Raw genomic sequence first — 26,068 nt, forward strand, 5'->3', positions numbered from 1 at the left:
TCGCCGGCCCTCCCTTTCTTATGCCGATAGCCGGCGAACGCGAGGGTGCCGGACGGCAAAACCACCCCCAGCGCGGTAGCAACACAAATAGACAAGCGCCCCAACGCGTCCGCCCGCCGATTAATAGCACCGCGCAGACAATTAAGCCAACACGTTTAGACATCCGGGCAGTATAGTGACCAAAACGAGCGCATAACCGCACCCCGCGAATGGAGGAGTTATGACCGAACACCACGCCATCAGTCGTCGAGCATTTACGCTGGGCCTAGGACTCGCAGCATTGTCGCCATTTGCAAGCCTGCCCGAAACCGCGGCGCTGGGCCTTCCCGTGCGCGCGGCATTTGCAGAAGACACGCCCACACCGGCGGCCACCCTCGACAAGTTCATCATTCGCCTTCGCCCCGCGGGCTATTTTCGCACCGCGAGCGTCAACCAAGACGGCAACGTTCGCGGCAACGTCTGCCACCTGTTTAATGACGGCACGTCCAGCAAACTCATCCTTGAACACGTAGTGACCGATGCAGATAATACAAATTGGTATGCCATCCGCACCTTACTCAATTTCGAAGAGCATAAAAAGACGGGCTACAGCATTTGGTCGGTCGACGGCGACTCGGACAAAGATGGAAAGGTCATCCACGTATGGAGTGGCGAGTATGACGACAAGCCCAGCCGCGCTTTTGCGTTTAAACGCCAGTCAAACGGAACCTATATCATCCGAGACCGCACGGTCGAGAAAGAAACCGAGAAAAAAGACATTAAGTACCTGGCAATAGAATCGGACGGCAAAGACCAGGACAACAATAAGATCTGCCATAAGAGTAAGAGCATCCCGTGGGAGCTCGAACTTATCGGTTACGATATGAAAAAGAACGATGCCACGGTTAGCAGCCTCGACTGGATCACGTACAGCAGCTACGTCGACGGGCCCTGTTGGATGAAATACGTCGACAACAGCAAGTTCCTCGACGAACTGAGCATCCCGGGCACGCACGATTCGGGCACCTGCAGCGTGGACAATGACACCGAGCCCCAATCCTCCCAAGCAAAATGCCAGCAGGATTACATCCCCACGCAGTTGCTCGAAGGCATTCGCTACTTTGATATCCGACTTGGAAAGAACGACGAGAACGGCGACCCCGGCATCGACCACGGAGCTTGTTACCTGCTCAAAAAAGACGGGAACTTTATGCATCTCTCCGATGTCATCGGGTACTTCAATACGTTTTTGAGCGAAAACCCGACAGAAGCGCTCATCATGCTCGTGTCGCGGGGCAATGGCGAGGCTACCAACGAAAGCCTCACGACGGCCTTTGGCAAGGTTTTGGATGAGAACCCCGACCTGTTCTACACATCGAGTCGCATCCCCACGCTGGGCGAGGTGCGCGGAAAGATCGTCCTGCTGCGTCGGTTTGGGCTCGCCGGCAACAGCGTAAGCAGCCACACATGGGGCCTCGACCTCACCCAATGGGACGACAAAATCGCAGCACACACCGACAGCACCTCCATGTGTCTCGTTCGAGACGAGCGGGGCTTTGAAGCCGTGGGGAAAACGGGTGACGAAGAGCCCTATTGCACCAAGGTATACGCCCAGGACCATTACGAATGCACAGGAACCGACAAAATCGGCTGGGTCGATATGGCGCTGCAGGAGACAACCAAGCTCGCCCGCATCATGGTGGACGTCGAGGACAATGACGGGGCCAAGGTAAAGGTCCTGGAGCACAGCTTGTGTATCAACTACACCAGCTGCACGAACTACAAGCAAGGAAGCAATCCTTTTACCGCAGCACGAGTGGTCAACGAGCATCTATACAAGAGCCAGTATATAAACAGCACCGGAAATGAGAGCACAAAGGAGGACTGCCTCAAGCACATTGGCATCATTGCGTCCGACTTTGTTGATGCGGCACTGGCCCGAAGCATCTACCAGCGCAATTACGATGCGAAGCACAAGCAGACCGTTTCGTACTACCTCCCGACCCGTATGCGCATGACATACGGCGACTCGTTGAGCGATGCCTCACTCCGGGATGGAAAGACCGTTGGCGAGGGTCGTTTCCGCCTTGTCGACAGCAGTAACGTACTCAACGTGGCAGCTTCGGGCAACACGTTTGCTATCGAATACGTGGATGTCGACGCCCTGGGCAACGAGACCGTTACGGAACTGCAGGGTTCCGTGCCCATCGATATCGACCCGCGCGCATTGACGCCCCACTTTGAAGGGCTCGAGGGCCTTAAGGCCGGCGAGGACGTGCGCGCAAAGATCGCGGCGCCGCTCGACGGCAAGCTCGAAGGCGATGCCTGCACCGCCCAGCTCGAGTTTATGCACGATGCAAACGGCGCTCCGGGCACGGCAATGGCCGAGGATGAGGCATTTGCCGCGGGGACGTATTGGGTGCGTGCGAAAGGCCTGTTGGGCGACGCGGCGCAAAACTACACGCTCGCCACCGACGGAGCCGCAAGCTTTACTGTGACGACTTCGGGCAACGCGGACGGTGCAGGCAACACCGGCACCGGCACCAACGCGGGCAGCGCCAACAAGAACGGCAAGGGCAACAAGAGCAAGGAATCGGGCGAGAAGCTCGCCGGCACGGGCGACGGCTCTGGCATCGTCGCCGGGCTCGCCGCTGCCGCCGTGGCGACAACGGTCGCCGGCGCGGCAATGCTTGCCAACGATCGCGAAGACAGCGAAGGCGCTAGCGAATAGGCAAGCCGACCCTTTTGGACACATCGACCCGACGAGGGGCGCAGGACACCGTTCTGTGCCCCCAATTTTTACCTTGGCCCGAACGCCGCCATAGGCTACATCACCATATTCAGCACGTTAACAAACTCCTGGGCCTTCGCACGGCTGCTCAGGCTAAAGACGCAAGCAGTCAACAGCCTGTTACGCAGAAAAACATCGCGGCCTTTGATTCTATTGACGCCCGTGATGTCCTTAAGGTAGACAATCTCGGTGTGCTTGCCGCCGAAAGCGCCCTTCTTGAGCACCTCGATACGGTTAGGGTAGATCTTGACGTCTTTAAACCTACCCGAACCCTTGTCCTGAAACAGCAAGGTGTTGTTGTCCATGCGTGTCACTCCCATGGGGTTCGCTAAAACTGCCTCTATGGTCACATTTTAGTCACTTCGGGAATCCCGCACGAAGGCGCTAGGTGACATGGGAATTCGAGTCTTTGATTCGGACGGCGTCGTCGACGCTGTGCCATGTGGCTCGCTGGGCGGAGGTGGGACGTTCGGCTCCGACCTAAACGACGCCGTCGAAAGCGCCGCTGATTTTCTCGCATGTATGGTCGACGATCACCTTATGGGTGGCGTCGACCTGCCTGCGCCGGACTTTGGCCACGAGCCGCAGCACGGTGGCAAAATTATCGCCGTGGCCGTCAGTTGCGAACTCAACGATACCCCCGCCGTCACCGCAGCGGATGCCGCGCGCATGCTTGGCGTTAGCTCGGCAAGAGTATCGCAACTGATAAATGCTGAACTGTTGGATTCATGGAAGGATGGCACCAAGCGAATGGTGTCCAAAGCTTCCATCGAGGCACGACTCGCCGACGCACCAAAGGCGGGACGCCCCAAAGAGGTCCCTATTGCTGTATAAGGCGAGGCTACTGCGCACTTTTATTCCACACGATGTTTTCAGCCTAGTATAAACAAGTTCAATACCAGAATGCAAATCCAACCATCGTGTCTAACTACGAAAGGATTTTCGCCTTTTCTGCAGCAAACTCTTCCTCGGTAAGTACTCCACTATCACGCAGCGCTGCAAGTCTCTCGGGCCTTGCAACTACATCACCACTATCCACCAGCGTCTCAATAGTCTGTGAAACCTGCGGATACTGCTCGAGCTCCTTCGATAGGGCATCGACTATCTCGGCAATATTCTTTGCATTTTTGCCCCCGTTTAGTACGTTTGTCCTGACCTTAGATGACGAGTTGACAGTAACGCCAGATCCACCTTCAACTGGAACAACCGAAATACTGACATTTTCACCCCAGGACCAAAGGCTCATACCAATCTCGGCTGCAACTGTTCTTGTTGTGGGCGATGCGCTATCAACTTTTACTTTAGGTAGCTTTTCCATAGCTGCCTTCAAGGCATTAAACGTGTCGTCAGGAGAATACGGTATCTGAATCTGAAGCTGCTGATCGGCAAAACCCATAATCCGACCTCCGCTTTTGCAAGATTAAGGCTATCGGCAATGTTAGCACGTTCCCAGCACTTTTAAATTCATCTAATGACCTTGTGATGCAGCCCGACACCCCGGCACTACTCCCTACTTCCCAAATAGCGCACCCAGAAGACCACGGCGCTTGGGCTTCTCTTCTCGGTAGGAACCCTCGACGGCGGCTGTAACCTGGCGCGGTTGCTCGCCGCCTCCACGGCGCACGATCTGATATAGGAAGGGTGATTTAACGTATTTGACCTCGATGGGCGTGGCATGCACAGTGCTTTCACCGGACAGATGCAGGCTCGGGTTGAGTGGCGCCACCACATGCGTCTCGCGCTTGTCGCTAAACACCACCGCGGCCGCGCGGCCCGTCTGGCCGTTTACGGCAATGCGCACCTGCTCGCCATCGCGGCTGTCTGTCGCCGGACGATCGACAAAGTAGACCGGCACCATCAGCAAACCATCCTTGTGCTTGCGGGCCTTGCGCGCCCAGGTGCGGATGCTCTTTTTATTGAGCCCCAGCACCGCCTCGGCATCGTTGCCGGCAATGTCGAGCGCCAGCTTATCAATGACCACCTGGTCCTTGGTAGATGCATCGACGGAGACAACGCGGAAGTCACCTTCCTGCATGGCCGGGTCAAACGGCCCAACCTTGGCAAAGTCCCACGGCTCCAAAATCCCCATAAGGCGAACGTCCAGGTAGTTTGCCCTGGAATACGCCCAGTCGAGCACCTCGTAGTACACCAGGGTCTCCTTGCTCAGCCCCTTGCCCGGGAAGGACGCCATCATGCGTAGATCCGCGAGCGTCATGGGGAAGTAGAAGAGCATCATGTCATTTTGAATCGCGTCTTCCACGTCGTGCCCGGCAAAGGCGTCGGGGTACTGGCGCACCAGCTGCAGCGCGTTGGCACGTGCCTGCTGCGGCGAGATTTCGCAGGGAATACCCTGCTCAGGTACATACTCCGCACCAACGCCCATAGTCAGGCGCTTGCTAAAGGTACCGGGTTTGAGCAGGTCGGCAACGCCGATCGTATTACCGCAGGACGGGCACTCAAACACGCGCTGGGTCGATGACCCCTCAAAGGACGCACCGCAGAAGGGGCAGGGAATGCTCACGTGCGCTGCCTCTTGGAACTCTTGAGCCGTGCCGCGGTCCTCCCACAGCAGATGCTCCAGAACCGACTGGTTGCGCCAGTACGAATTGAAGAAATACCAGTCCGGGTCCTCCGGGCGCTCGAGCTGCGACACATAGGTGAGCTTAAGCAGTCCATCGACAACCGTCAGTGGCGTATGGCGAATGCCCAGGGCGCTCTTGGGCTCCCCCGCATCGGCCTGCCACGGAACGACCGTGCCGCAATAGGCGCACTCAAAGCTGCGTTTAGCCTGGTGTGAGTACATAGGGCCGCCGCAGTTTTGGCATTTAATGGCAAACATCTCGTCCATGGATACGTCCTCCTTTGCGCAGGGGCTGTCGACATTAAGTATGTCGGGCGGGCAGGCACATGCCCATACCCATGTGGCCCAAAATGGAGCACCCGGTCGGACAAGAAGCCCCACTCGTTAGCACCAGCAGACCATTGCTGCATTTTCTGAGCATCGGCGCACGGTGCGCCCATGCGAGCTACACTATCCCCTTAACCATGATTGTGAGGACGATTGCCATGCTATTTGTAAATCGGCTGGTACATACGCTTGTTCCCGGCAGTGAGGACGAGCCGGTCGATACAACTTGTCGCACCAACGCGGGCTTTGCCGCAAGCCTTATCTGCATTGGCCTCAACATTGCCCTGTGCCTAGCCAAGGGCATCGCGGGCCTGCTCGCCGGCTCCGTCTCGCTCATCGCCGACGCCTTCAACAACCTCTCCGACGCCTCGAGCAACATCGTGAGCCTGCTCGGATTCCGCCTTGCCAGCCGCCCGGCAGACGAAGGCCACCCCTATGGCCACGGCCGCTACGAATACCTCGCCGGCCTGTTTGTCGCCGTCCTCGTTTGTGCCGTCGGCATCAACCTGGTGCTCGAGTCCGTTACCAAGATCATCAAGCCCTCCCCCACCGCCTACACGCTCGTTTCCCTTGCGGCACTGGCTGCGTCCATGCTCGTTAAGCTCTGGATGGCCGCGTTTAACCGCACGCTGGGCGACCGCATCGACTCGGAGACGCTCATCGCCACGGCGCAGGACTCCAAAAACGATGTCATCACCTCGGGCTCGGTCTTAGCAGCGGCGCTTATTTCGCAAACGACCGGCTTTGACCTCGACGGCTGGGCGGGCCTGGGCGTGGGCGTCTTCATTTGCATCAGCGGCATGGGCCTGGTGCGCGACGCCATCAGCCCGCTGCTGGGGCAAGCGCCCGACCCCAAGCTCGTCCAGGAAATCCGCGACAGGATCATGTCGTACCCCCAGGTCCTGGGCACGCACGACCTCATGGTACACGACTACGGCCCCGGCCGTCAGTTTGCCAGCGCACACGTGGAAATGCCCGGCGAGGGTGATGCCTTTGAGCACCACGAGATTCTGGACACCATCGAGCACGATATCAAACGCCAGATGGGCATTGGCATTACGCTGCACTGCGACCCCATCGCAACAACCGGTGATGACCTGCGCGGCTGGGTCAAGCGCGGCGTAGCGCAGATCGACCCCGCGCTTTCCATCCACGACCTGCACGAGCACGACGGGTTCGTTTCGTTTGACCTGGTGCGTCCCGACGACTTTGACATATCCGACGAGGAGCTGTTGGAGCTCGTCACGCGCATCGTGCACGAGCGCCGACCCAATGCCTCATGCGTCGTTACGTTTGACTCGGGCTTTAGCTCGCCCGACCGTCCGGCCGAGCAGCTGTAGCCCGCTTAACAGCTAGTTTCCCTGCGCGCCCGAGATGCCGTTTTGCAGTGCATTCCAGGCACCCGTCGCCATGTCGCCCAAGTTCTGCGCGGTGTCGCCCAGGTTTTGTGCCGTATCGCCCAGCTCTTGCGCCTTGTCTCCCAACTCCTGTGCCTTGTTGCTCAAGTCCTCCAGCGTATTGGAACTCGAGCTGTCGGTACCGCTTTGGCCGTCGGGCGAGTTGCCCGAGCTATTCTTGTGCGTGAGTTGAATTTCGAGGTTGCCGCTGTCGTTATAGTAAGCAGAAGTAACGACCCAGTTGGCATCGATGACGGGCGTTGAGCCATCATCAGTCAGGACCACGGCATTCGAAAGATTGGCGCCGCGCGACTTGAGAAGTTTCTTGGCGTTGGACCAGTACTGCCCCGGGATATCGCTCAGATCGACGGTGCTAGACGAGGCGGACTCGGTTTGCTCGGCAGCGGTATCAGCCGTTGAACTCCCTCGCTTGTTGAGCATGCCCGACACAATGGCAAACACAACCGACAGCGCAAAGAAGATCGCCAGCACGATGAGGATCTTCTTGATCACGCTCGACGAACGCGACGGCTTCTTCTCCTCGTCCTCGCCATATTGCGGAATCGACTTGGGGTACTCGCGATACGGCTCGCGCGACTCGTAGCGAGACTGCGCCGTGCGAGGCATATACGTCGTCTGCTGAGGCTGCGGAATGGGATTTTGCGGCAGGTCATCATAGGGATTCGGCGTCGAGGCGGCATAAGAATCCTGCGGCGCGTAATCAAACGGGTCCGGAGCTGCGTTGCCATAGGGGCCTTGCGAAGATACGGCATAAGAATCCCGCGCTGTGTCGCCATAGCCCATAACCCGGGTTGGCTCGGCAGAAGGCTGCGTCGCGGCGGGGTCGGTATAACCGGGGTTGGGAACAACGCGGGTCGCATCGGCGCTATCGCCAGCCTGCGCGGAACCGTAGCCGCCCATCACGGTTGTCTTGTCCTGATCCATGCAACGATTCCTTTCCGTCGCCCGTAAGCATCAAGTTATCCATGCATTCTACCCGCGCAAAAGCCCGTGACGGACAGAGCCCGTCCATATCTACAAGACAAGCGCGGCTAGAAAACAAAAGCCCCGCCGGGCCTTGTGGGCACGGCGGGGCGGACAAGCAGCTATGGGCAGCAGGCTTAGAACAGGCCGGTAATGTTGCCGTCGTTGTCGACGTCGATGTTTTCGGCCGCGGGAACCTTGGGCAGACCCGGCATGGTCAGAACGCTGCCAGTCAACGCAACCACAAAGTGGGCACCGGCGGAAACCTTGAGCTCGCGCACGGTGATGCGGAAGCCCTCGGGAGCGCCCAGCGCCTTGGCGTTGTCGCTAAAGCTGTACTGCGTCTTGGCGACGCACACCGGCAGGTTGCCAAAGCCGTTCTCGCGCAGCTCGGCGAGCTGACGCTTGGCAGCCGGCGTAAAGTCGACACCATCGGCGCGGTAAACCTTGGTGGCGACGGCCTCGAGGGCATCGGCCACATCGGCGCCGTCCTCGTAGGCAAACTTGAGCTCGCTCGGCTGCTCAATCAGGCGCATGACCTCATCGGCCAGGTCGAGCGCGCCCTCGCCGCCCTTGGCCCAGACCTCGGAAAGCTTAACGTTGACGCCGAGCTGCTGGCACTCGGACTCGATGAGCGCAAGCTCGGCCTCGGTGTCCGTCGGGAAGCGGTTGATGGCGACCACGCAGGGAAGACCATAGACGTTCTGGATATTGTCAACATGGCGCAGCAGGTTAGGCATGCCGGCCTTGAGGGCATCGAGGTTCTCGTCGTTGAGGTCGGCCTTGGCAACGCCGCCGTTGTACTTAAGCGCACGGGCGGTGGCGACAATCACGACGGCGCTGGGACGAACGCCCGTCATGCGGCACTTGATGTCGAGGAACTTCTCAGCACCCAGATCGGCGCCAAAGCCTGCCTCGGTAATGGCGACATCGCCAAAGCGCATAGCCATGCGCGTGGCCATGATGGAGTTGCAGCCGTGGGCGATATTGGCGAAGGGGCCGCCGTGGACAAACGCGGGCGTACCCTCGAGCGTCTGCACCAGGTTGGGCTTGAGCGCATCCTTAAGCAGCGCAGCCATGGCGCCCTGAGCCTTGAGGTCGCGGGCGCGGACGGGCTCGCCGGCAAAGCTGTAGCCGACGACGATCTCGCCCAGGCGCTCCTTGAGGTCGTTGATGCTCGTGGACAAGCACAAGATCGCCATGACCTCGGAAGCAACAGTAATGTCGAAGCCATCCTCGCGCGGCACGCCCTGGGCCTTGCCGCCAATGCCGTCGATAACGTGGCGCAGCTGACGGTCGTTCATGTCGACGACGCGCTTCCAGGTGATGCGCTTAACATCGATACCGAGCTGGTTGCCCTGCTGAATATGGTTGTCGAGCATAGCGGCCAGCAGATTATTGGCGGCACCGATAGCGTGGAAGTCGCCGGTAAAGTGCAGGTTGATATCCTCCATGGGGATGACCTGGGCCCAACCGCCACCGGCGGCGCCGCCCTTGACGCCAAAAACGGGGCCGAGCGAAGGCTCGCGCAGGGCCACGGCGCTCTTGACGCCGCGACGGCGCAGGCCATCGGCCAGACCGATGGTCGTGGTGGTCTTGCCCTCGCCGGCGGGCGTGGGGTTGACGGCGGTCACGAGGACGAGCTTGGCCTGGTGGTCAGTCGGCTCGTTGAGCAGTGAATAGTCGACCTTAGCCTTGTCGAAGCCGTACGGAATCAGGTGCTTTACGTCGACGCCGGCGTTCTTAGCCACCTCGGTAATAGGCAGCGGCGTGACGGAACGTGCGATTTCGATGTCAGTAGGCATGGGCGGTCCTTTCGTTACCGGATGAGAAAAAGACCAATTCAGCATAGCACGGGCGCGCAATAGTAAAACACCCGTAACCGATGAATGGCGATATGTTTACCCGATGCCCAGCGATAGCCTACAGACCAGCCAAAACAAACCCGCCTCTAAACGGCTGGCTCGATGCCCAAGTGCTCAAAGGTGCGAAGCGTTGCCTGGCGGCCCTGGGGCGTGCGAATCATCAAGCCGCACTGCAGCAGGTAGGGCTCATAGACATCCTCGAGCGTACCCGGGTCCTCGCCCACCGCGCTGGCAAGGGTCGTCAGGCCCACGGCACGGCCGGAGAACGTCTTGGCAAGCGTCTCCAAGATACGAATGTCCATCCAGTCCAGACCAAGTTCATCAATCTCGAAGAACTCGAGTGCCTGACGGCAGATATCGAGCTCGATGGGGCCGTCGCCGCGCACCTGCGCATAGTCGCGCACACGCTTGAGCAGACGGTTGGCGAGACGCGGCGTACCACGCGAACGCGAGCCGATCTCGAGCGCGCTCGGATGGTCGATCGTCACGCCCAGAATGGTCGCCGAGCGCGTCACGATCTGGGCAAGCTCCTCGACCGTGTAGTAGTCCAGGCGATACGAAATGCCAAAGCGGTCGCGCAGCGGGCCGGTCAGCATACCCGAGCGGGTCGTTGCCGCCACCAGCGTAAACTTGGGGATATCCAGGCGAATCGAACGTGCGGCCGGGCCTTTGCCGATCACGATATCGAGCGCAAAGTCATCCATCGCGGGATACAGGACTTCCTCGACCGAACGGTTAAGACGATGGATCTCGTCGATAAACAGCACGTCACCCGGCTGCAGGTTGGTAAGGATAGCCGCCAGGTCACCGGTACGCGCAATGGCCGGACCACTCGTCGTCTTGATCTGAGCGCCCAGCTCGTTGGCGATAACCGTAGCCAGCGTGGTCTTGCCTAGACCCGGAGGGCCCGAGAAGATCACGTGGTCGAGCGTCTCGCCACGACTCTGCGCCGCCTCGATGAGCACGCGCAGGCTCTGCTTGATATGCTCCTGACCGCAGTAGTCGTCCAGGCGCTGGGGACGCAGGGTACGGTCGACATCGAGGTCTTCGGGCGTCAACTCCGAGCCCACCATGCGCTCACCGTGCGCCATGGATGCCGCCGGCGAGCTGCCGGGCGTCGCCCACAGGTCCTGAGAGTCATCGGCTTCCCACATCACGCATCCATTCCGAGTCGCTTAAGCGCCGCGCCGAGCAGGTCCTCGACACGCATATCCTGCCCATCATACCCGCTCAGGGCAACCTCGGTCTCTTGCGGACTAAAGCCCATGGAAAGGAGCGCCGCACGGGCGTCATCGATCGCCGAGGGAGCGGCGGCGGGAACCGGCATCGCAACCTGACCGGGAATTACGCCGACCGGAACAAAGCCCTTGTCCTTGGCAAAGGTACTCTTGAGCTCCAGGATGAGGCGCTGGGCGGTCTTTTTGCCCACACCGGGCACCTTAGCCATGCCTTTGTCGTCCTCGGCCATCACCAGAGAATACAGCTGGCCCACGGTATAGGTGGAGAGCACGGCAAGCGCCAGGCGCGGACCGACACCCGACACGGACACGAGCCGATCGAACATCGTGCGCTCGTCCTTGGAAGCAAAGCCAAAGAGCGTCATGGCGTCCTCGCGCACCTGCATACGGGTATAGAGGCGAACCTCACCGCCGGGCGTCGGCAACGTGGCCGCAGTGCTGCCCGAGATGCCGAGCTCAAAGCCAACGCCCGACACATCGACGACAGCAGAGCTCATCGTGGCCTCGACAAGCGTTCCGTGGAGCTGGGAGATCATCAGTATCCGGTTCCTCTCTGTTGATAGAACTCGCCGCCGGTAAGCGCCCGGGTGCGGCTGAGGTTAACGTGGCAGATGGCGCAGGCCAGGGCATCGGCGGCATGGTCGGGATGCGGGTCGTGATCGAGCTGCGTGAGCGTACGAACCATATACGCGACCTGCCGTTTGTCCGCAGCGCCGGTGCCCACAACAGCCTGCTTAATCTGCATAGGCGTATACTCGCCAATCTCGAGCGCGCATTCCGAAAGCGCCACGAGCGCGGCGCCACGGGCATGCGCCGTAGGGATGGCCGAGCGAACGTTGGCGCCAAAGTAAATGCTCTCGATAGCAGCGGTATCGGGTCGATAGCGCTCCACGACACCCTTGAGGTCGCGGGCGATATGCGACAGGCGCACCGCGAGCGGACTGCCTGCGCTGGTCTCGATGCAGCCATAGGCACGGCAGCGAACCTCGCCACGCCGCTCCTCGATAATCCCCCAACCCGTATGAGCCAAACCGGGGTCGATGCCCAAAATAACCAAGCCAACCTCCCCTCGTCTTTTACCAAGCGCAAGGCAAGGCCCCGCGCACTACTCACGAACGTCTGTTCTAGAATAACACAACGGGGTCAAGATGCTTAGTTGAAGTATCGGGGTTGAGAGCGAATCCCATCCCCAGTTTAGTTCTGCGAGAAGAATGGGAACTGTCGGGGATCAACCGGCGGATGCGGCATCGGGCCACCCTGGGGCCCACCCTGCGGGCCACCCTGGCCGCCCATCATCTTATCGATGGCGTCCTGAACCTCGCCCTCGAACTTTTTCATTCCCTCGTGTAAACGACGCTGACCGTCTTCAGAGCGCAACTCCTCCATTTGTTCGGGCGAAATACCCAGTAGCTCGCCCAGCACGCCCATCATCTCGTTTCGCACGCGCTCACTCGTATCCTCGTCAGCAAAACGGCGCACCTCGGCGCGCGCCAGCGAATCGACCGTCATACGCTCCTTGCCGTTAAGCCCCAGGTCGGACCACGCGAGCATGTACGGCCAGGAGCGCTCGGCAAACGAACGGGACGAAACGATCGGCGCCGTCGGCAACATGCGGCGGGCAGCCTCACCCTGTCGAACGAGCATCAGCAGCAGCGAGCAGGCCTCAGGCTTGGCAGCGGCCATCGGGATGTCGTCAAAGGGACGGTTGCGGTCCACGTGCGACTCGAGCGCACCATCGACCTCGCCCGGCTCAAGCCCGCCAAGCAGCTGCGCCGCGCGATCGAGCATATCAACCGGGCCGGCGAGCGTCGCGAGCGCCTGCGACAGCACGCGATCCATGCAATCCTCTACCGCGTTGAGCGTCACGAGCTCTTGGGGCACCACGGCAGACGCGCGGTTGCGCACACGCGCCACAAACTCAAGCGTCGACAGGTACACATCGCCAAAGGGCGCGTAATCGCCCTGGTAGCCGCCGCAAAGCGCCGGCGCCGCCAGCGCGTACTCGGTTTTGGACAGCGGACTCAACGCCATCGCACCCAGCTCGAGCGCCGTATCCTCCAGCATGAGGCCCAGCGTGCGAGAGCGCAGGCGCTCGGCGTCGCCCGCCGACACATCGCGGTCGAGCACGCGCGCGGCATCCGGCGCATCGCGCTCAACCGTGCGAATATGCAGGCGCTCGGCAATGGCGCGAACGGCGGCACAGCGAGCAGCCTCGGCCTCCTCCTGCGCCGGCGTAAAGATGCGGTTGCGCCCCAGCACCAGGCCAATCACATTACGTGGGCCCAGAGCGTCGACGGCCAGCGCCGCCAGCAGGGACGACGGCAAGTCGCCCTCGAGTGCCACCACGGCGCGCGACGCACCGTGGGCCCGGGCGTTGTCGCGCACGGCGAGCACCAGCGCCTGCCACAGCCACTCCTCGGAACGGAACTCGGGCAGTTCGTGATCTTCCAGGGCATCGAGCATCACGCCGCGCTGAATCTCCTGAACCAGCAGGCTCTCCTCAAAACACGGCGCTTGGGCCACCACGCGACCGCAGTCGTCGAGCACAAACGAACCGCCGGTATACACCGACTCGTCATAGGCACCGACCGGCGCCATACAGGCAAACCACACGCTGCGCTTGGATGCGATCTTGCGGTAGGCGCCGCTGCGAACGGCGGCAATGGCGGCAGTCTCGCGGTCGGTCATGTCAAACGCATTGAATTGGAAATACGCAATGAGGTCAACACCGGTCGGCAACATCTCGAGTTCGCGGTCCAAGTCAAAAATCACGGCGATGCGCACGCCGTCCACGTCGAACACCGGCGGCGCCCAACGCGTGTCGTTGTTCTCGCCACGCTGCAGGGCAATGCTCGAACGCGCCGGCACCACATGACCGTCCTTGAGCATCATGTAGTCGAGCAGCGGCTGACCCTCAAACGAAACCGCCGCGGGCACGATGCAGATCATGTCAAGCTCCTGGATGCGCTCGGCGACACCAGTCAAGCCGGCAAGCATGTCGTGCTCAAAGTCGGCAGCGCCCACCAGGCCACCGGGCATGGCGCCCATAAAGAGCGGAGCCGGAACGCACAGCACGCGCGCCCCGCGCTCGTGGGCCAGACGAGCCTGGTCCTCGATGCGGCCGCAAATGCCCTCAATATCACCCAGGCGCATATCGATCTGTGCAAGCGCGAGCTTCATGGCTCAGCCCTTTCCGTCGTAAACCATCGAAATCGTAGTAAAAGCGCCGGCCGCATGATGCAGTCGGCGCTCGCATGTGCATATGCTAGCTATGATACCCCGAGCGGGGGCGCGCTCCTAGAACGTCGCGGACCACAGCCCGTGCAGGTTGCAGTAGGCATAGACGGTACCGGTCTTGGAACCGCCGGCAAAAAACGTCGCGGGCTTCATGCCGGGCTCAAGGTAATGGACCTCTAAGCGGCCCTCGGCCTCAAGGGCGATCCACTCGATATAGTGCTCGGGCAGGCTGGGGTGCTCGACCGAGCCAACGCGTGCGCGAATCACGTGACCGTCGCGCTCGGTCTCGACAACAGGCACGTGCTTCTCGTGCGCCGCGTCCTCAGTGTTTGCGGTCAGTTCCGTGCAACCGGCAGGGGTTGCAACGTCGTTGCCAAGGGCGGCAATGAGCTTACCGTCGGGGTCCTTAAAGAATTTCGCCATGATGTTCTCCTTTGCTGACGTGCCAATGTTCTTGATGGTTCTTATGCCCAAAGGCAGACAAACCATCCACGGCATTGCAAACGAACACATAACGGGCGGGGACGATGGGGCAGCGTGCGCTATCCGCCCTGGCGGCCCCACCCGAGCGGGTTAGCGCCCGTCGCCGCCCAGCAGCGCCAGAACATCTTCGCGGGTAAACAGCGCCGACGAGATGCCGTCGCCGCCGAGCACGCTGTTGACCAGGTCGCGCTTGGACTCCTGCATCTGCATAATGCGCTCCTCGATCGTGTCCTTGGCGATGAGCTTGTACACGGTCACGGTATGTTGCTGGCCAATACGGTGCGCGCGGTCGGTCGCCTGGTCCTGCGCTGCCACGTTCCACCACGGGTCGTAGTGGATGACCACGTCGGCCGCCGTCAGGTTAAGGCCCACGCCGCCCGCCTTGAGCGAAATCAAAAAGACCGGAACCTCGCCCGCTTGGAACTGCGCGACCATCTTGGCGCGGCTCTCCTTAGACGAAGCGCCCGTGAGCTTAAGGAAGGCGATGTCCTCCTTGGCCAAGCGCTTACCGATGATATCGAGCATACCCGTAAACTGGCTGAACAACAGGATGCGATGCCCGCCGTCGAGTGCGCCGTGCACGAGCTCCATACACGTATCGAGCTTGGCGCTCCCCGCCTTGTAATCCTCGTAGTGTAGACGCGGGTCGCAGCAGATCTGGCGCAGCTTGGTGAGCTCGGCGAGCACCTTGAGCTTGTCTTTCTTAAACTCCCCAGCCTCGCGGTGCTGCACCTGCTGGGCGATGCGGTCCTGGTTGGCCAGGTAGAGCTTGCGTTGCTCGCCGGTAAGCTGTGCCATGACGGTGTCTTCGATCTTCTCGGGCAGGTCGGCCACCACGTCTTCCTTAACACGGCGCAGCACAAACGGCGACACGAGCGCCTGCAGGCGAGCGGCGCTATCGCCCTCGGCATGCTCGACGGGGCTCTCAAAGCGCTTGGCAAACGACTCGCGTGTCCCCAAAAGGCCCGGCATCAAAAAGTCGAAGATGCTCCAGAGCTCGGACAGGCGGTTTTCGATGGGCGTGCCCGTCAGGGCAAAGCGCACGCCGGCAGGCAGGCGCTTGGCAGCGCGCGCCACCTGCGTGAGCGGATTTTTAATGTACTGTGCCTCATCGAGCACCACGCGGGCAAAATCCTGCTCGACGTACTCGTCGATATCGCGCCGCATAAGGTCATACGACGTCACGACCACGCTATGCTCGGCCACGCCGGCGATCTGCACGCGGCGTTGAGCCTTGGCGCCCACAATGGCGCACACATCGAGCGACGGGGCAAAGCGCTCCAGCTCGGCAGTCCAGTTGTACACGAGTGAGGCCGGGCATACCACGAGCGTGGGCTTGGTGTCCCCCGCCTCCACGCGCGCCAGAATATGCGCAATCATCTGGAGCGTTTTGCCCAGGCCCATGTCGTCGGCCAAGATGCCGCCAAGGCCCAGGTGTTCGAGCGAGCCGAGCCACTGGTATCCGTCGACCTGGTAGCCGCGCATCGTTGCCTTGAGCGATGCCGGCACCGTAAAGTCCATCTTGCCGAGCGTGTCCAGGCGCTCGACGGTACGGCGGAACGCAGCGTCGCGATCGGCCTCGAGCGCCGGCGTGCGTGCGAGCATGCTGTCGACGAACAGGGTGCTCGACGCGGGAAGCGACACGCCGTCGAGCAGGTCGACGGCATCGACACCCAGGTCCTCGGCAAGGCCAAACGCGGCGCGCGCCCCCTCGTCCAGGCGAATGATGTCGCCGGACGTAAGGCGCGCAAACGTTTGATGGCGCTTGTACGAATCGAGATAGACGGCAAGGTCCGCGGCCGAAAGCCCGCTCGCGCCCAGCTCGACATCGAGCAGATTGCTCTTAACGGTCGCACGAACCGAGAGCTTGGGCGCGGGGCGGACCGAGATCTGGCGCAGACGGTCGCTGAGCATGACCTCACCCAGTTCGGACAGGGCGGACAGGCCCTCGGTCAGCAGGCAGAACAAGCTCTCATCATCGCGCTCCTCAAACGCCAGACCGCCCTCGTAGAAATCGAAGTACAGGGCCGCCGTATCCATAACGCGAAACTCCGCCACCTCGTCGCGGGGCGGCACGCCGGGGCGCTGCTCTTCAAAGGGACTGCCCGGAGCGCCCAGGCTAAAGAGATCCGCCGACCAGTCGCCGTAGGTAACCGTAATCTTGCAGGTCACGAGCCCATCGTCGACGCCGATTGCCATGGCAAAGCTCGGCTCGGGCGCCACGGTATCGAGCGCGGCGGGCGCGGTGAGGTCGGTATAGTCGCGCAAAATGGGCAGCGCCATACGGCAGAACTCACCCACCTGCTCGGCGGCAATATGGGCGGGCGTGCGGCACGGCAGCAAGCGCGACAAAAAAGGTGCGGCATGCTGAGCAAATGCAGCGTCGGTACGGCGCGCGCGGCGCGTGTCAACCAAGTAGGCGGCATCGCCCGACGCAAAGCAGTACATATCGGCGGGCAGGCGCAGGTCATAGCTACCACCAGCCGCCGGCGCGATTTTGGCGGCAAGAAGTGGTGGGCGCTTAGCGGACGCCTCGTCCTCCCCTTGCGGAGACGGCTCAACCGCCACGTCGTAGGTGCGACGCGTCGTCGTCCCCCGCGACCAGGCGGGCTCAAAGGAGATGGTCTGGCCGCGCAGCAGGTCCAGCACATATACGATGCTATGCTCGGACAGCGGCAACTGACGCTCGGCAACAAAACCGCTGCGGGCAAAGTCGTACGACGCCGAACGCGAGCTTGTGATGTCATCGAGATAGGCAACTGTCGTCACAACAAGGTTGAGCAGCTTTGCCGATGTTTCGTCAAAGGCCTCAGGTGAATGGACAAACGTGAGCTTCTTGCCATAGGAGAACGTGCCGCCGCGCACGTAGGCATCGGCCATGCCGTCGATGTCCTTGACCACGTAGGAGACCGATCCACAGCGAATGCGGAACTCGAGCGCCCAGCTAAAGCGGTCAGCGAACAGCGGATTGTAGTACGGCACCAACGAGGGCTCCAACGCCGCTTTGGGGGCGTCGGGATCAACGGCACCGGCAAGTTTGCGGCGCATGCTCGCCAGCTCATCCATGCGCGCGTCCGAAAGATCGGAAAGCGCCGCCACAAGGCTCGGGCTCGTGGGGACGGGCGCCGGGAAGGGAAAGTTGGGGTTGACGGCCGGCGCGGCGGACGCGGCACGCGCGGGCTGTTTCGGCTGCGCCGTAAACGTGCGAACCGGCGTGCGCAGCCCCTCAACAGGCTCAATGCCGCTGGTGTCCAGGTACGCCAGCGCTGTGGCGATGGCGTGCTTGCACATACCGGGATAGCGGTATGCGGCGGGGCAGTCGCAGTCGTAGTCGACCACCTCGTGCTCGTCCATATCGAGCGCCACGTGCGTCTTGTACAGGTCGCCGCGCGAGCCGCGCACCGAGCCCTCAACCGTCACGTTTTTGGAGAAGCGCGAGCCGCTGTCCTCAATCGACAGCACGGCGCCGTTGAGCATGAGCGATCGGCCCTTCATAAAGGTGCCGCTCAACGCCGCCTCTTTGCGAAGCGCCTGCACAAACGTCCCCTGCGCCATCACTTCCTCCAATCTCACCCGGGGTAGCTTAGATCACCGTCACGCGACCCTGGTTACCCACAATGGCCTTGGCCTCGGCCAGCAGCGGAATCGAGCGCGCGTTGACCTTGGCCGGCACCTCGGCACGTAGCACGCGCCCGTCCACCTGCTCGATAAAGATCTCCACGCGATCGCCGCCCGGGTTGGCGGTAAGCACCGTGGCAAGACGCGCCATATTGCCCTGGCTAAAGCGGCTGTTGGGCACCATGACCTCAAACACCTTGGGCTTGTTGTTCTCCTCGTTAAGCTCGAGCGGCACGATCTCCTGCGCGATGATCTGGTCGCCGCGGTCCGAGCGCTCGAGCTTGCCCTTAATGCGCACAAAGGCATCGGACAGCTGCGCGCCGGTCTCGGGATCGACCTCGCCGTACAGGTACCCCTCGGCCTCTTTATAGGTCTTGGGGAACACGACGACGGTGGCCTCGCCTTCCATGTCCTCGAGCTGCACGATGCCCATGGGGTCACCGTTTTTGGTCACGCGCTTGGACACGCTCGAGACCATACCGGCCCACCACAGCGCCTTGCCCTCGGGAATCTCCTGGTTGATGGTGCCGCCCGTAGGATTCTGAACCTCGTAGCCGGTGTCGATCTGCGAGAACGAGAAGTCGCGCGCCTTGGCTAGTGCATACTCAAACGGGCGCAGCGGGTGGTCCGAGACATAGATGCCCAGAACTTCCTTCTCCTGGCTCAGCTTAAGGTGGCGGTCCCATTCCTGGCCATCCGGATCGGGCACGCTCACCTCAAAGCCCGAGCCCTCAACGTCGCCAAACATGTCGAAGAACGACGTCTGGCCGCTCGCGCGATCCTTCTGGCGCTTCACCGCGGCATCGATGATGTTCTCGGGGTTGTTCTTATCCACAAAGTGCATCATCTGGCGACGCGGATACCCCGTGGAGTCGAAGGCGCCTGCCTTGATGAGCGATTCGATCACGCGGCGGTTGGCCTGGCTCGAGTCCACGCGCTCGACAAAGTCGTGCAGCGTCTTAAACGGGCCGCCCGCCTCGCGCTCGGCGATAATCGCCTGCGCCACGCCGGTGCCCACGCCGCGGATGCCGGCCAGACCAAAGCGCACGCCCTCCTTGGTAGCCGTGAACTCGGTACCGGACTCGTTGACATCTGGCGACAGCACGGGGATGCCGTCGTGACGGCATGCCGAGACGTAGTGCACGATCTTGTCGGTCTTGCCAGTATAGGACGTCAGAACGGCCGCCATGTACTCGTGCGGATAGTGCGCCTTGAGCCACGCCGTCTGCATAACCAGAATGGCATAGCCGGCGGAGTGCGACTTGTTGAAGGCGTAGGACGCGAACTCGAGAACATCGTCCCAAATCTTCTGGGCGACCTCGCGCGTGTAGTTATTTTTGATAGCGCCGTTCATCCAGTGGTCGTAGGTGGTCTCGTCCGAGCCATCCTCCCAGTGAAGCACCGTCGACGTGAGCAGCTTGATCTTTTTCTTAGCCACGGGCTTACGGATACGCGAGTCCGATTCGCCCTTGGAGAAGCCGCACATCTCGACGGAGATGAGCATAACCTGCTCCTGGTAGACCATGGTGCCGTAGGTTTCGCCCAGGATGTCGTCCAGGCGGTCGTCGTAGGAGACCGCCGGCTCCTTGCCGTTCATACGGTTGATGTAAGACGAGACCATGCCGGCGCCCAGCGGGCCCGGGCGGTACAGAGCGATCAATGCCACGACGTGCTTGTACTCGGTGGGCTTCATGTTCTTGATCGTGGCCGTCATGCCGGCGGACTCGACCTGGAAGACGCCGGCGGTGTGGCCGGAACCCATGAGCTTAAAGATCTCGGGGTCGTCAAAGGGAATCTCTTCCTCTTTGATGTCGATGCCGAAGTTCTTTTTGATGTTTGCCTTGGCCTTGGAGATAACAGTCAGCGTGCGCAGGCCCAAGAAGTCCATCTTGAGCAGGCCCATGTCGGCAACGGTATGGCCCTCGTACTGGGTAATCTCGACGCCGCCCTTGGTGTCGAGCTTGGTGGGCACGTGCTCGTTGACGGGGTCGCGGCAGATCAGAACGGCGCACGCGTGCACGCCCTCGCCACGGGTGAGGCCCTCGATTGAGAGCGCCGTGTCGATGATGCGGCGGGCGTCGTCGTCCTTTTTATATGCCTCGGCAAAATCGGGGTTAAACAGGTCCTCTTTGCCGGGTTGCTTTTCGAGCACCTGCTTGAGCTTGACCTTGGGGTCGCTCGAGACCATCTTGGACAGACGCTGGCCCATGTAGACCGGGTAGTCCAGGACGCGAGCGGCGTCGTTGATGGCCTGCTTGGCCTTAATGGTCGAGTAGGTGATGACGTGGGTGACCTTCTCGGGGCCGTAGAGCTGGCGAACGTGCTCCACGACCTCGAGGCGCCGCTCATCGTCGAAGTCCATATCGATATCGGGCATCTCGGTACGCTGCGGGGACAGGAACCTCTCGAACATCAGGCCGTTCTCGAGCGGATCGAACGCGGTGATGTTCATGGCGTAGGCGACGATAGCGCCGGCAGCCGAGCCACGGCCGGGGCCGACGCCGATGCCGTTGTCTTTGGCCCATTGCACGTACTCGGCAACAATCAAAAAGTAGGCGGCAAAGCCCTTGTCGCAGATGACTTTGTATTCGTACTCAAAGCGCTCTTTGATGTTGACGCCACCGATCTCGCGCGTGGCCCAGTCGTCACCGTAGTGCTGGCGCAGGCCCTTCTCGCACTCGCGGCGGAACTGACTCTCGTGCGTCTCGCCGGGGTCGAGCAACGGGAAGCGCGGCAGGATGATGGAGTCCCAGTCCAGCTCGACGTAGCACTTGTCGGCGATCTCGAGCGTGTTGTCGCAGGCCTCGGGGCAATACGGGAACATCGCCCGCATCTCCTCCTCGGTCTTCATGTAAAACTCCGAGCCAGTCATGCGCATGCGGTTGGGGTCGTCGACCTTGGCGTTCATGCCGATGCACATGATGACGTCCTGCACGGGAGCGTCCTCGCGGCGCAGGTAGTGGAAGTCGTTGGTGGCGATGACCTTGACGCCTACCTGCTTGGCGATGTCGATGAGCGTGCGGTCCATCTGCTCATCGGTCAGGCCGTTGTCGGTGGTGATGCCGTGTTCCTGGATCTCGATATAAAAGTCGCCGGGTTCGAAGGTATCGCGGAAGGTCTCGGCCCACTTGATGGCGCCCTCCATGTCACCGCGGTCGATGTATTTGGGAATGATGCCCGCGATGCAGGCGCTCGTGCAGATCATGCCCTTGGCATGGCGGCGCAGGTTGTCGAGCGTCACGCGGGGCTTGTAGTAAAAGCCCTGCACGGCGGCCTCGGAAACCGTCTGCATCAGGTTGACGTAGCCCTCCTGGTCCTTGGCCAGGAGGATCATGTGGTAGAGCTCGGGCTTATGGTCGCGGGCAAGGGTCTCGTCCGGCGTAAAGTAGACCTCGCAGCCAAAGATGGGCTTGATGACCAGGGGCGGCTTGAGCTCGTCGATATTGCCCTTCTCGTCCCACATAGCCATGTCCTTAACGTACTGGGCATGCTCGCGCGGGTTTTCCTCGGGGTCGGGCTCCACCAGCTCGTCGCGGCGGTCCTTTTCCAAGAAGGCCTTGTCGTGGCTCCAGGTTTTGTACTCGGGCGTGTTGTGGTTAACGGCGTCGCAGGCCAGCGCCAAGTCGGGCACGCCATACATGTAGCCGTGATCGGTAATGGCCACGGCAGGCATGCCAAGCTCAACGGCACGGTTGACCATATCCTGGATACGGGTTGCGCCGTCGAGCATGGAGAAAACAGTGTGATTGTGCAGATGGACGAATGCCATGTGATGAGCTCCGATGCGGGTTCGTGTTCTGACTGAACGATTTTACCGCACGGCGCGGACGGCACCCGAACCTAGCCAAACCCACACGGCTCCTCACGCAGTTGCGGTGAAATGCGGACTGTTTGGCGGCTTTTTTGGCCAAAACAGTCCGTATTCCACCGCAAGTTATTGAGGGCTAGAGGCTGTAGGTGACCACCTGAGGCTCGCACGGGTTGGCGGGGTCGACTTGCTCCACGCGGACGAACTTGACGGTCACGGCCTCAAAGCCCGCCTTGTGCAGAACATCAGCGTAAACGCGCGCCTGCAGGGCGTGCTTCTCCTGCAGCTGTTCCGGCGTCTCGTCCGGTGTGCCGCCCGTCTTGTAGTCGATGACCAGCGCGCGTGACGAATCCGCCGGGTTCGTCGCCAAAGCATCGATGGCGCCCTCGGCATATGCACCGTAGCGAGCGATGTCCTCGTCCTCGCAGCCCAGCGAAAAGAACGGCACCTCGGCGCGAACGCACGGCCAGGCAAGCAGCTCGGCACGGACCGCCGACTTGAGCCAGCGATCCAGGGCAACGTCGAAGCGTTCGCGCTGTTCCGGCGTCAGGCGCCACAGGCGAGCCAGGGCGTCGGCACGCTCGGCGGGCAGCGCATCGGCACCCATCTCGATCAGCCACTGGCAGGCGGCGTGGAAGGCCGAGCCCAGCGCCATGGGATTGCCGGCGGGCTCGACAGCGGCCACGTCTGCATCCGCCATCTCGGAACCATCAGACTCCGCATCATCGCCAGCCTCGTCCATGGGCACATGCGCCTCGGTGGCACGGTCCTCGGACTCGGCATGCAGCGCCGCGGCAATTGACGAGTAGCTGTACGAATCGCGCACCGGATACGGGCAGATGCCCATGCGTACGCCCACCGCTTGGGGATGCACGAGCTCGAACGCATCGGGTTCGGGGTCGGCAGGACCGGGGACGATTGTACTGGCCGAATCGTCGGCAGTATCTGTATCGACATCGCCGCGAACAAGCCTGCCCTCGGCATCCAGTGAAGCGTTGGCCTCAAACGCCTGCTCGCCAAAGGAAAAGTCCGCGAGCGAAATGAGCTCGTAGTCGCCCGGCTGGGAGTTGTCGAACACCAGGCGGTCGGCATCGAGCTGCGGCATGTCCAGAGCGTCGGTAGGCAGAATACGACGCAGCACGTCATAGGTCAGATCGGTCTCGACGTCGAAGGTCGGCGCGCACAGCTTGCCGCGGCTCACGCCGGCATCCATCGCCAAGATCACCAGCTCTCGCGCACGCGTCATGGCAACATAGAGCAAGCGGGCCCGCTCCTCGAGCGAAAGCTGCAGGTCGTCGTCGCGCAGGCGGGCAAATGCCTCGGCGGGAGAGCCCGTCGCACAGACGTCCTCCATGAGCTCTGGCGGCAGCCACAACGACGTGCCCTTGCCCTTAAACGCATGCTCAAACTGCTTTTTGACGTCGTCGCCCTTCACAAAGGTTCCGTCGGCGAGCTTAACGCCGTCGAAGCGTGCCGGCAGCGCCACGATCTGCGCTCCGCCCTCGACGCGACCCATCTGTGCCGCACCCGAGGACTTACGCACGCCAAAACACTCGGCAACCGCTACGACCGGATACTCCAGACCCTTGGACGCATGCACCGTCATGATGCGTACCGCGCCGTCGCCCTCCTCGTTGAGCGCGCCCGGGGCCTCCTTGCCCGCCAAGAAGCGGTCGAAGGCGAGCGCAATGGAGCGCGGCGAGTTGCCGAGCTCGGCCTCTGCCTCGGCCACGGCGTCGAGCGCCTTGAGCACGTTGGCGGCAATGGCCTTGCCCTCGGGACCACGCTGTGCCAGACGTACAAACCAGCCGGAGGCGTTGACCACGTCGCGCGCGATGGCGGCGAACGAATCGCGGCCCACGCGACGGAGCGCATACCGCAGCACCTCGCGGGCGCGCGTCACGAGCGGCAAGTCTTGCAAACCCGGCACATCGGAATCGCTCATGATGCCCACGTCGATGTTGCGGCGCGAGGTTTCCCCCGTCTGGTCGTCCAGCTTGGTCGCCAGCGCCAGGAACTCCTGAGCGCCGAGCGCAAACATCGGCGAGGCCAGCAGCGGCATAAGACCCTGCGCCGTATCGGCCGGGTTAGCAAGCGCGCACACCAGGGCACGCACCGTCTGCACCTCGGCTGCCTGGGCAAAGACCGAGCCGCCTGCGATCACGCAGTCGAGCCCCTGGTCGCGGAAGGCCTGCGCATAGACATCGGCGTTGGTCATGCGGCCCAGCAGCAGGACCATGCTGCCCTGGGGCTGGCCCGCTTTAACGAGTGCTTGGAATCGCTCCGCAATCGCACGAGCTTTCGCCTGCGTTCGCTCCTGCGTACTGCCACCGGCAACGAAAATCGCCTGGCGGCGCGATGCCTTCGCCTTGAGCTTGTCCTCGCGTTCGTCGCTCGGTTCAAGATCCAAGAACCCCTGCATCAAACCACCGGTGTCGCCGTCAAAGACGCGCGCCACATAGCGCAGCACCTCGTCGTGGCTGCGGAAGTTGCGTACAAGCTTGACGAGCTCGCCGGCGGGGGCATCGGACGTGGCGACCGTCTCGGACGCCGTCGTCGAACCCACCTTGCGCTCCTGGCGACGGAATACCTCGACCTCGGCACCACGGAAGCGGTAGATCGACTGCTGCGCATCGCCTACGGTGCACAGTGCGCGCTCCCCCGCGCCCGTCAGGTGACGGATCAAATCGACCTGCATCTGGTCGGTATCCTGGAACTCATCGATCATGACCATCTTAAAGCGACCCTCATAGGCCGCTCGGATGGCGGGATAATCGCGCAGCGCCTCGTACGCCATGCGCAGCAGGTCGTTGTTATCAAGCGCGGACTGGTCAGCCTTGAGCGCGCGGTATTCCGCCTCCACAGCACGAGCAAGCCCCGCCAGCGCATCGAGCGCGGGACCACCGCAGGCCAGCACGATATTGATAAACGCATCGGCAGCCTCGGCCTTGAGTAGCTCCACCTGCTCCTTAGAAAACGCCTTGCTCGCCCGAGGCATGCTGCACGACATCATGAGTCGCGCCGCATCCTCCATGGTTTTGCCGCTCGCCTCAAACGCGTCGATGGCATCGAGTGCCACCTGCGCTTTCTCGGTCGCGGCCTTGCTTGCGCCCAGCGCCGCACGATAGGCATCGGCGAGTGCCGAGGTATCGGCCTGGCCGCGCGCCACGCACACGTCGTCCATACCGCCCGGCAGCTGGCTCGAGAGCTCCAGCAGCTCACGCACCAGCCCTTTAATGGTGGTACCGGCGCCAAACGGCCCACCCTCGCCCGCCATGGGATACCAAGCGTAGAGGGCCTTAAGCGAAGCGGCGAGCTCGGGGGCGGCATCGGGCGCCGTCGCGCGGGCCAGCACATGCTCAACAGCCTGGTCCATAAGCTCGTCGGTATCGGTGAGCACCGTGAACTCGGGATCGATGCCCAGCTCCAACGCATGTGCGCGCAGGATACGCGAGCACATGCCGTGAATGGTCGAGATCCACGCATCGTCGACGGTCAGGGCTTCCTCGTCCATGCCCTCGTCGATGAGCGTGCGGCGCACACGGTCACGGATCTCGGCCGCGGCGTCTTTGGTAAAGGTAATGGCGAGCACCTGGTCCAGATGCTCAACGAACGGACCGGATTCGGGCGAGAGCGCGTAGACGATGCGGCGCGTGAGGGTAAAGGTCTTGCCCGAACCGGCACCCGCCGAGACAAACAGCGGACGGTCGAGCGTTTTGACGATCTGCAGCTGTTGCGGCATCAAAGTCGAAAGATCCAT

16 protein-coding genes are annotated in these 26,068 nt (G+C 61.7%); 3 read left to right on the forward strand and 13 right to left on the reverse strand.

The genetic code is table 11. From position 1 onward, the window contains the following. Positions 1–220 precede the first annotated feature (220 nt). Positions 221–2,710: a phosphatidylinositol-specific phospholipase C gene (locus tag DXC18_RS07860; protein ID WP_117716857.1), complete on the forward strand. Its 2,490-nt coding sequence runs from the start codon at positions 221–223 to the stop codon at positions 2,708–2,710. Between the two features lie 95 nt (positions 2,711–2,805). Here DXC18_RS07860 and DXC18_RS07865 read toward each other — a convergent pair whose 3' ends face one another. Beyond that, a complete protein-coding gene (locus DXC18_RS07865) occupies positions 2,806–3,075 on the reverse strand; it encodes a hypothetical protein (RefSeq protein WP_117583980.1) in 270 nt (89 codons plus the stop codon). Between the two features lie 88 nt (positions 3,076–3,163). On the opposite strand from DXC18_RS07865, the gene DXC18_RS07870 reads away from it, so the two are divergent. Then, entirely contained in the window at positions 3,164–3,604 is a 441-nt protein-coding gene (locus tag DXC18_RS07870; protein ID WP_117583979.1) for a helix-turn-helix domain-containing protein, read from the forward strand. A 94-nt stretch (positions 3,605–3,698) separates the two neighbouring features. Here DXC18_RS07870 and DXC18_RS10605 read toward each other — a convergent pair whose 3' ends face one another. Continuing rightward, positions 3,699–4,166 carry an SHOCT domain-containing protein gene (locus DXC18_RS10605; RefSeq protein WP_117583978.1) on the reverse strand — a complete coding sequence of 156 codons (468 nt, stop codon included), beginning with the start codon at positions 4,164–4,166 and terminating at the stop codon, positions 3,699–3,701. Positions 4,167–4,280: 114 nt separating this feature from the next. Further along, the gene (locus DXC18_RS07880; RefSeq protein WP_117716858.1) at positions 4,281–5,618 is read right to left on the reverse strand and encodes a hypothetical protein; all 1,338 of its coding nucleotides are present in this window, start codon (positions 5,616–5,618) and stop codon (positions 4,281–4,283) included. A gap of 218 nt (positions 5,619–5,836) precedes the next feature. On the opposite strand from DXC18_RS07880, the gene DXC18_RS07885 reads away from it, so the two are divergent. Continuing rightward, positions 5,837–7,018, forward strand: a complete 1,182-nt coding sequence (locus DXC18_RS07885; RefSeq protein ID WP_117583976.1) for a cation diffusion facilitator family transporter — start codon at positions 5,837–5,839, stop codon at positions 7,016–7,018. 12 nt (positions 7,019–7,030) lie between these two features. Here DXC18_RS07885 and DXC18_RS07890 read toward each other — a convergent pair whose 3' ends face one another. From DXC18_RS07890 to DXC18_RS07935, 10 genes are all read right to left on the reverse strand, one after another. Next, positions 7,031–8,020 (reverse strand): hypothetical protein, encoded by a 990-nt coding sequence (locus DXC18_RS07890; RefSeq protein WP_089572154.1) that lies wholly within the window; start codon positions 8,018–8,020, stop codon positions 7,031–7,033. A 176-nt stretch (positions 8,021–8,196) separates the two neighbouring features. After that, complete coding sequence (locus DXC18_RS07895) at positions 8,197–9,864, reverse strand: formate--tetrahydrofolate ligase (RefSeq protein ID WP_117583975.1); 1,668 nt, start codon at positions 9,862–9,864, stop codon at positions 8,197–8,199. A 146-nt stretch (positions 9,865–10,010) separates the two neighbouring features. Beyond that, positions 10,011–11,078: a Holliday junction branch migration DNA helicase RuvB gene (gene ruvB, locus DXC18_RS07900; protein ID WP_117716859.1), complete on the reverse strand. Its 1,068-nt coding sequence runs from the start codon at positions 11,076–11,078 to the stop codon at positions 10,011–10,013. Then, complete coding sequence (gene ruvA, locus DXC18_RS07905) at positions 11,078–11,698, reverse strand: Holliday junction branch migration protein RuvA (protein WP_117583973.1); 621 nt, start codon at positions 11,696–11,698, stop codon at positions 11,078–11,080. The genes ruvB and ruvA overlap by 1 nt, the downstream gene beginning before the upstream one ends. Further along, positions 11,698–12,219, reverse strand: a complete 522-nt coding sequence (gene ruvC, locus DXC18_RS07910) for a crossover junction endodeoxyribonuclease RuvC (RefSeq protein ID WP_035137351.1) — start codon at positions 12,217–12,219, stop codon at positions 11,698–11,700. The genes ruvA and ruvC overlap by 1 nt, the downstream gene beginning before the upstream one ends. A gap of 137 nt (positions 12,220–12,356) precedes the next feature. After that, complete coding sequence (locus DXC18_RS07915; RefSeq protein ID WP_117583972.1) at positions 12,357–14,342, reverse strand: hypothetical protein; 1,986 nt, start codon at positions 14,340–14,342, stop codon at positions 12,357–12,359. A 117-nt stretch (positions 14,343–14,459) separates the two neighbouring features. Beyond that, positions 14,460–14,822: a desulfoferrodoxin family protein gene (locus DXC18_RS07920; protein ID WP_089572163.1), complete on the reverse strand. Its 363-nt coding sequence runs from the start codon at positions 14,820–14,822 to the stop codon at positions 14,460–14,462. 150 nt (positions 14,823–14,972) lie between these two features. Continuing rightward, positions 14,973–18,437: an SNF2-related protein gene (locus DXC18_RS07925; protein WP_117716860.1), complete on the reverse strand. Its 3,465-nt coding sequence runs from the start codon at positions 18,435–18,437 to the stop codon at positions 14,973–14,975. A 28-nt stretch (positions 18,438–18,465) separates the two neighbouring features. Beyond that, on the reverse strand, positions 18,466–22,269 hold the full coding sequence (gene dnaE, locus DXC18_RS07930) for a DNA polymerase III subunit alpha (RefSeq protein ID WP_117716861.1): 3,804 nt from the start codon (positions 22,267–22,269) through the stop codon (positions 18,466–18,468). 175 nt (positions 22,270–22,444) lie between these two features. After that, the gene (locus DXC18_RS07935; RefSeq protein ID WP_117583969.1) at positions 22,445–26,068 is read right to left on the reverse strand and encodes a UvrD-helicase domain-containing protein; all 3,624 of its coding nucleotides are present in this window, start codon (positions 26,066–26,068) and stop codon (positions 22,445–22,447) included.

The organism is Collinsella sp. OM08-14AT (genome assembly GCF_003438115.1).
Classification (GTDB): domain Bacteria; phylum Actinomycetota; class Coriobacteriia; order Coriobacteriales; family Coriobacteriaceae; genus Collinsella.